7 protein-coding genes and 1 pseudogene are annotated in these 7853 nt (G+C 35.9%); 4 read left to right on the forward strand and 4 right to left on the reverse strand.

Features of this window, described 5'->3' with window-relative positions; all coding sequences use genetic code 11:
• From ACIR131C_RS21580 to ACIR131C_RS21585, 4 genes and pseudogenes are all read left to right on the forward strand, one after another.
• Positions 1 to 1712 (forward strand): ATP-binding protein (locus tag ACIR131C_RS21580; protein ID WP_155962973.1); only part of this gene is annotated, 1712 nt, incomplete at its 5' end.
• A gap of 98 nt (positions 1713 to 1810) precedes the next feature.
• Positions 1811 to 2902: an RNA-binding domain-containing protein gene (locus tag ACIR131C_RS0101215; protein WP_028088742.1), complete on the forward strand. Its 1092-nt coding sequence runs from the start codon at positions 1811 to 1813 to the stop codon at positions 2900 to 2902.
• Between the two features lie 121 nt (positions 2903 to 3023).
• Positions 3024 to 3131: pseudogene (locus ACIR131C_RS24180) on the forward strand (type II toxin-antitoxin system HigB family toxin); the annotation flags it as partial.
• Positions 3119 to 3445, forward strand: a complete 327-nt coding sequence (locus ACIR131C_RS21585; RefSeq protein ID WP_231395368.1) for a helix-turn-helix domain-containing protein — start codon at positions 3119 to 3121, stop codon at positions 3443 to 3445. The pseudogene ACIR131C_RS24180 and the gene ACIR131C_RS21585, both read left to right, overlap by 13 nt.
• Before the next feature lie 390 nt (positions 3446 to 3835).
• On the opposite strand, the gene ACIR131C_RS0101230 is transcribed toward ACIR131C_RS21585, so the two are convergent.
• The 4 genes from ACIR131C_RS0101230 to ACIR131C_RS0101245 form a co-directional block, all read right to left on the reverse strand.
• Entirely contained in the window at positions 3836 to 4093 is a 258-nt protein-coding gene (locus ACIR131C_RS0101230; RefSeq protein WP_028088743.1) for a hypothetical protein, read from the reverse strand.
• Between the two features lie 39 nt (positions 4094 to 4132).
• Positions 4133 to 5338 (reverse strand): aspartate aminotransferase, encoded by a 1206-nt coding sequence (locus ACIR131C_RS0101235; RefSeq protein WP_028088744.1) that lies wholly within the window; start codon positions 5336 to 5338, stop codon positions 4133 to 4135.
• 225 nt (positions 5339 to 5563) lie between these two features.
• Positions 5564 to 6715 (reverse strand): iron-containing alcohol dehydrogenase family protein, encoded by a 1152-nt coding sequence (locus ACIR131C_RS0101240; RefSeq protein WP_028088745.1) that lies wholly within the window; start codon positions 6713 to 6715, stop codon positions 5564 to 5566.
• A 199-nt stretch (positions 6716 to 6914) separates the two neighbouring features.
• Positions 6915 to 7454 (reverse strand): Ycf51 family protein, encoded by a 540-nt coding sequence (locus ACIR131C_RS0101245; RefSeq protein WP_028088746.1) that lies wholly within the window; start codon positions 7452 to 7454, stop codon positions 6915 to 6917.
• Positions 7455 to 7853 lie beyond the last annotated feature (399 nt).

Genomic DNA, 7853 nt, shown 5'->3' on the forward strand with positions numbered 1-7853 from the left:
GAAATTATGAAAAAGCGTTTGAGATTTTTGACCAGTCTTTACAAATTAATCCTAATAATATAATAACCTTAATTAACTATGGACAAGAATTGGCAGAATCGGGAAATTATGAAAAAGCGTTTGAGATTTTTGACCAGTCTTTACAAATTGAACCTAATAATATAATAACCTTAATTAACTATGGTCAAGCATTGACAAAATCGGGGAATCATGAAAAAGCTTGTGAGATTTTTGAGCAATCTTTACAACTTCAATCTGATGATATTATTACTATAGATCGATATTGTAATACTCTAACTAAATATGGAAAAGTATTATTAGATGCTAAAGAATTTAAAAAAGCTTGTGAAATTTTTGGCCGATTTTTACAAATAAAATCTAATAATTATATATCTTTTATATACGCTAGATGTCTAGAACAGTTGGGTAAATACACAGATGCCATATCTCAACTTGAAGCAATAGATTTTGATAGCCTACCGCAATATTATGTAAATGTTATTCATATCAATTTAGGAAGACTTTACTATGGTCTTAAATTGCAAGAACAGGGAAATAAATATTTTAACTTAGCAATTGCTAACTCAGATGATATAGAAAAATCATTATTATCTAGTGCTAGAAGTATCTTCGCTCATAATCCTTATAATGAAATTGCTGTTAAGATGTTACAACAAATTGCTGAGGAATCACCACGCTATTCTCAAGCACTGGAGATGTTGACGCTGAATTTAAGTGAAGAAGAATATTTTAAAATGGTTAAATCTGATTACCAAAGTGGTGTGAATGACACCGAAATACTAAATCGAGCGATTTATCATAAAATTGCTAATGAAATTAGCATTCTCAAAGGGATTGCTTACCGGATTTTGCGTTTTTCTCAAACAGAAGATCCCTTACTTACAGGTATTATTAATGATATTGAGGATGTACTTGAAGAAGTTAACCGTCGTCGAGGATTAGAAAAATCCCAAATTTCCACTATTGCTAATGATGAATATGAGCAAATTCTAGCAATTATTTCCAAAACTGCTCATGATATTTCTGATTTTGTTAATAATCAGTTAGCAATTATTGAGTCTAAAACTAGACGTGCTATGAGAAAAATTGCTGTTGATAATCCTCACTACAAGCAATTTGAGAAATTATTAACACAACTAGAATTTACTCAAATTGCTCTTAATGATCTCAAAGCTATTAATGAAGGGATTAAAATTAAAAATCATCACTTTAAAATCAAAAAACTCTTTGAAAAATGGGAAGCTAATCCTCATATTGATAATGCTTCTATTACTCTGGATATTAACAATGGTGATTCAGAGTTTAATGGTGATGAAGAAAAGATCAAAAGTATTTTAAATGAATTAGTAGAAAATTCTCTCAAACACAATGCTAAAAAACTAGATTTAAACATCTCCATATCTACAGAGGATATTATCAATCCTCCGGGAGTTCGTGGTGCTAATATTCCAGGTGAGCAAAAATATTTATTAATTGAGTTTAATGATAATGGTCAAGGAGTTCCCTCAGATAAAAAAGATTGGATATTTCAACCTTTAAAAACTACCGCTAGTGAAGGTCATGGTAGCGGTTTAGGATTATTTATTATTCGCAAAACATTAACACAGATGAACGGATACATCCAAGAAACTGGATGGAAAGGAGCTAAATTTAAAATCTATATTCCTTATACAAAAAGCGAAAATAGTTAATTTCGTGAAATTTGATATCAGTCACACTATCAGGTTATACTAGGAATATGGTATAATTTGCTTTATGTCGTTTTTAAATCTCTGAAACCTATAAAATTATGCAAACAGAAAATATTCATTTGCTATTAGTAGAAGATACTCCTCGTTACCTCCGTGAACTTGTAGAGTGGTTAAATGATTTTGGTTATCGTCATATTGAGACTGCTTCTAGTGTAGTTGAAGCAACAGAAAAGTTATGTAATCCTTTTGATGTCATAATTTCTGATATGCGAATGGAGCAAGATAACAGTGGATTTGCGATTGTGGAAGAGGTAAAAGCACGTAATCTTTCATCAGTAGTGATTATCCTCACTGCTAACGACACTGTGGTAGATTGCCGGAATGCGTTTAAATTAGGAGCATGGGACTATATTTCTAAAAATATGGAGGGTAATGTTTTTGATGCTGTCCATTATTCTATTCAAGAAGCTATTACCTATTTTAATCGTTGGGGTAATGTCCACAATGAACAATGGATAACTGAAAATCTGGAAATTTTAGAAAAAGACTATTGGGGTAAACATATTGCAGTCATTAATAAAACTGTGATTGAAACAGCAGATAATGAAGATACCCTCAACAAATTACTTGAGGAACGAAAATTAAGACGGTTTTTAACTACTATTAGAAAAATAGGTAATTTACAACCAATTTCTCACCTGATAAAATTACCAGAAAGTCCAAAATTAGAATATAAAAGCACTTTGCAATGGGATGTTAAACAAAATCGTAAAAATGAGGATTTGAGATTTAGTGTCCTGAAAACTATTGCTGCTTTTCTTAATTCTGAAGGAGGAACTTTAATTATTGGAGTTGAAGATGATGGTAATATTTTTGGTTTAGAGCAAGATTTAGCTATTCTTTCTAAAGGTTCTTTAGATCAATTTGAGCAGACAATTGTACACCTGATTTGTACGTACATTAGTGCTAATTTTATGTCATTAGTTACAATTCGATTTGAGACAATAGATAGTAAAATAGTTTGTGCAGTTGATGTCAGAAAGTCAGATGAAATCGTCTTAATGAAAGGTAAAGATAAAAAATTAGAACTCTACATTCGCGCTGGTAACACTTCTAAGTCTCTTATTGATACTCCAGAAATAGTAGACTTTTGTTTAAAACGGAGTAAACCGTCAGGAGAAAGTTATTAGACCAGGCTATAAACTCGATTCGTGGTATAGTAGAAATAGAACAAGCTAAAAGCGATCGCTCTTTAGAAAGAACAGTACAAGTATTAGGTATAGGTTTTGGTGGTGGTTCGATAGTTTCTGTGGTAATAAATATCGGTTGATTACTTCTATTCACTTTAATCGTCAAAAAGTTTACATTCGTTATATCTTAACTCATTCAGAATACGACAAAAATCTATGGAAAAACTAACCACTCTTCCCCCAGATATTAATACCCACTGGAGTGCTATTTCTCCTTTACTAACAATTCGTAATGAAGAAGAATATGAACAAGCAATTTTAAGATTAAATGATTTACTTGATGAAATCGGTACTAATGAAAAACATCCTCTTTATCATTTATTGGATACATTAGGAACGATAATTGAGGCTTATGAAACAGAACATTATCCTCTTCCTAATTGTCATGGAAATGATGTATTAGCTTATTTAATGGAAGAACACAAACTGAGTTTATCAGATTTCCTGAAATTGGTTCATCCGAAACAATACAGGCTATTTTAACCAAAGAAAAAGCATTAACTTTTAATCAAATTCAACAATTAGCAGAACGGTTTCAGGTAAACATTAAAGTTTTTCTGAATTAGGAAAATATTGTTTCACATCAGGATCAAGAGTAATTATATCATTTTGTTTAGGGAAATGTTCTACTGTTGTTGTCCCATCTTCATGATGAATAGTAACACTATATCTTTCTTGATACCGTTGAGAATATTTACCCCAAATAGGGTTTTTTAGATGACTTAAATCATATTCTTCTTTTAAGTCATCTTCTAATTCATATTGTATTTTATCGTTTATAATATCTCTGTTGAGTTACAGCCCATTGATGAAAGCGATCAGATTTCCTCAAATAAGCAACCAAAACACCAGTATCAAGAATTATCTGCTGATTCATTTCTGCCCATATTCTTTCATGTATTTCTTATTAAAAGAAAGATCGTCTACCCCACCTTCAATAACTCCTTCCCATTTTCTCAATAGATCATGAGGAGAAGCTTCAGGCTTTTTGAGATTTGAGTTTTCAGAATCTTGATTAAGTTGGTGATTACCCAATTCAAATACTAGAAACTCAACAAAACGGAGAACTTGCTGCTGTTGATCTATAGGTAACTGCTGCATCGTAGTTACTACTTTTTCCAGAATTGTCATAATCTTAATGCTTTTGAGATTGTGTATTCACCTTAATTATTACGCAGAAACAGAAACTTGCGATTGATAGCAAATACCCGCTTCCTTGAATCTTTGTAAAGCTTCACCCAAGCGATCGCAATCAGCAATTAAACTAATTCTGACATAGCCTTCACCACCCACACCAAAAGCATTTCCGGGAGTGACTACTACCCCTGTTTGCTGTAAAACATTCAAAGCGAAATCTGTAGAATTCATTCCCAACGGACATTTTATCCACAAATACATAGTCGCTTCGGTTTTAGGAATATTCCACCCCAATTTACCCAAACCATCAATTAAAAAATCTCGACGAGTGCGGTAACGTTGCTGCACTTCATGTAAATAAGAATCAGGAAGTTGTAAAGCGGTTTCTGCTGCTGTTTGTAAAGCGGAAAAAATGCCATAATCTAAGTTGGTTTTGAGTGTCCGCAAACCTTGGATTACGTGACGATTTCCCACCACAAAACCAACGCGCCAACCTGCCATATTATAGGTTTTAGATAAGGTGTGAAATTCTACCCCTATATCCTTAGCACCCGGAATTTCTAATAAGCTAGTGGGTTGATAACCATCAAAAGCTAATTCTGCATAACATAAATCATGAACTAACAGGATTTCATACTTTCGCGCAAAAGCGACAATTTCTTCAAAAAATTCGCGGGGGGCTGTGGCTGCGGTAGGATTACTAGGATAATTAAAATAGAGAATTTTGGCTTTTCTGGCTACTTCGTCAGGAATGGCCGCTAAATCAATTAACCAGTTATTTTCTTCTTTAAGAATTAAATTGTGAATAACTCCCCCAGCAATAATCGGACCACGGAAATGTACAGGGTAAGATGGTGAAGGTACTAATACAGTATCACCAGGATTAATGTAGGCGATCGCTAAATGTCCCAAACCTTCCTTAGAACCCAGTAAGGGTAAAGCCTCACTATCAGGATTAAGTACCACACCATAGCGACGATGATACCATTGAGTAATAGCTTTACGGAAACTGGCAGTCCCTTCAAATGGAGGATAACCATGATTAGCGGGATTTTGCAAGGCCGTCATGGCAGCTTCTATTACAGGTTGAGGTGTAGGACCATCGGGATTTCCCATACCCAAATCAATTAAATCCAGTCCTTGTTCTCTAGCTTTCGCTTTTAATTCATCTAAACGAGCAAAAACATAAGGAGGTAACTTTTGTATCCGTTCTGCGGGAGTAATCCAACTTAAATTCATTCTTTCAACCTCGAAATAGGGAACAGGTGACAGGGAATAGGTGACAGGTGACAGGTGACAGGGAACAGGGAACAGGGAACAGGGAACAGGGAACAGGGAACAGGGAATAGGGAACAGGGAATAGGTGACAGGTGACAGGTGACAGGTGACAGGTGACAGGGAATAGGTGACAGTTGATAGTTCCAATTAATTACCCATTACCTATTACCCATTACCCATTACCTATTACCCATTTTTAATTTTTAATTGATTTGGTGCAGTGGTAGAAACCATTGCGGCCATTAATTGTTCCAACGCTACTTTAAACGGTAGACGGTGGATATCAGAATTAGGTTCTAAACTAATTTCTGCTGCTGTTTGTAACTCACCCAGGGTGATATTACCTAATCCCAAATCTGCTAATTTTTGGGGTAGTCCAATCTCTGCGTAGAACTTCAACAGTTGTTGTCTTGCTGAAGCTGCTAGTTGATTTCCCTGGATCATTTCTTCTAACCGCAGTTGTACCAGGATACCATAAGCTACTTTCTCACCATGAATGCTATTATGTCCTGAAATATGGGTTAAGCCATTATGAACCGCATGGGCAGCGACTGTGCGACATTGCGCCCCCCCTAGACCCCCAATTATCCCAGCTAGGAGTACGGTTGCGTCTACAACTTCTTGCCAAATTTCTGTACCTGGGGACTGTAACGCAGTAGCGGACTTTTGTAGTAAAATATCTCGTAAAACTCGCGCTTGTTGAACTGCAGCAATAATTAAAGTTTGTTGTGAATTTCCACTACTTACTGATGCTTCGTACCATTTAGCGATCGCATCTCCAATCCCTGCCACTAAGGTCCGTTGCGGTGCAGTCTGAATTAAATTATAATCCAAAATTAGCAACTCTGGACAGCGAGATAAAGCCACGTCATACAAAAACGCCCCCGTTGTTGAATATACATTAGAAAGGGCAGTCCAGGCCGCGCAGGTAGCCGCAGAGGTGGGAATTGTGATCACTGGTAATGTTAACTGGTGAGCGACTAATTTAGCGGTATCTAAGGCTTTACCACCACCAATACCGATAATGATATCAGCCTTATGTTCCTTGGCGGCTTTGCGTAAGGCTTTCAGACTAGTTTCACAACAATCAGCGCCATAGGAAACCAAGATAGAATGTAATTGTTGAGACTGGAAAAGAGGTTTTAAATGCTCTTTGCTCAGATTAAGAGTATGATTTCCGGCTACAATTAACGGACGAGTTCCCAAATTAGCGACTTGAGAGCCAACTGTTGACAACACACCAGCGCCGCGAATTACTTTCCCTGGGGAAATAGAAAGGCTGAAAAATGAACTAGCAGCTTGAGTAGACAAAGTTTCGGTAAGATTTTGATTAGGCATGATCTCTATTTTGCCAAAAATATTGATATTTCTTAATCAGATTTTAAAAAAATAATCTTTATTGTATTGTATATAGCAAAAAAAATGTGCAAATAGGGAATACAGGAAAATATTTATTTCCTAATATAGCGGACTGCTGAAAGCTAAAATATGCTATAGCTTCTAGAGACGTTTCTGTAAACGTCTCTATATTCTTTTTTTAGGAAATGTCTAATCTTGACGCAGCGGGTTTTGGTAGTGAAGCAAATTTGTCCAAATAAATTTTGATTGTCATTTCCGGGTCTTCACGACTGACTAGAGTGCGGTTGACTTCACCCAGGTACAGGGGTACAGACAGCCCGATTTCTGGGTGGATAATGGTGCGGGCGCGGACTGTTAATTGCTTGTTTCCGCCGCTACCTAAGCGACCATAGGAATACAGGTTACTAGCTGCTTGACGTAAAGTGGCTTCTAATTCTGTGGGAGTGATTTCCGGGAGGGTGGAAATTACCGTTTGGTTAGAACCGTTATCATAAACTAGAGTGTATTTAACAGCACCGGGAATAACTGTACGACTTAAGGGAACAAGGGACAATGAAAATAACCCCCCTGTCAGTACCAGCATAAAGCCAGTTGCACCCACTAATCGAAAGCGAAAGCCCCATTTAAGTATAAAGGCTAAGATTGTCAAAACTGCAAATACTATTGTAGCAATACCTGACCATTGGGTGTATTGTAAAAAATTATCTGTACTAGGCATAGGGTTTTAATTACGAACTTTTTTATTTTACTAATTCCAGTGATTTTCAGGTCAATGAACCACGGTTTATAGGAAATTGTTTCGCGCAAAGGCGCAAAGTAGAAAAGGCGCGAAGGAAGAAGGTAGTCAGGGTGTGGTTTAATTAAATACATGAAATAGATGAATACTATTAGACATCTGGTGAAAATTAAATATGCGTGACTTATAACCTTTGTAGAGACGTTCCATGGAACGTCTCTACATTCTTTTCTGGAGATGTCTATTGTAAGTTTTAATTATCTCTCAATTTAAGTAGGTAAACGGAAAAAACCGACATAAGTAACGAAAAGTAAAGTGGCCTAAAACCTCTTCCCTGTTCCCTGTTCCCTGTTCCCTGTTCCCTTGTCATAACGACAATTT

The sequence above is a fragment of the Dolichospermum circinale AWQC131C genome (genome assembly GCF_000426905.1).
Lineage (GTDB): Bacteria > Cyanobacteriota > Cyanobacteriia > Cyanobacteriales > Nostocaceae > Dolichospermum > Dolichospermum circinale.

Bases quoted from the DNA above. Each gene is read 5' to 3' on its own strand.
- ACIR131C_RS0101235 (WP_028088744.1), bottom strand. From the start codon at position 5,338: ATGAATTTAAGTTGGATTACTCCCGCAGAACGGATACAAAAGTTACCT.
- ACIR131C_RS0101230 (WP_028088743.1), bottom strand. From the start codon at position 4,093: ATGACAATTCTGGAAAAAGTAGTAACTACGATGCAGCAGTTACCTATA.
- ACIR131C_RS21585 (WP_231395368.1), top strand. From the start codon at position 3,119: ATGGAAAAACTAACCACTCTTCCCCCAGATATTAATACCCACTGGAGT.
- ACIR131C_RS0101240 (WP_028088745.1), bottom strand. From the start codon at position 6,715: ATGCCTAATCAAAATCTTACCGAAACTTTGTCTACTCAAGCTGCTAGT.
- ACIR131C_RS0101215 (WP_028088742.1), top strand. From the start codon at position 1,811: ATGCAAACAGAAAATATTCATTTGCTATTAGTAGAAGATACTCCTCGT.
- ACIR131C_RS0101245 (WP_028088746.1), bottom strand. From the start codon at position 7,454: ATGCCTAGTACAGATAATTTTTTACAATACACCCAATGGTCAGGTATT.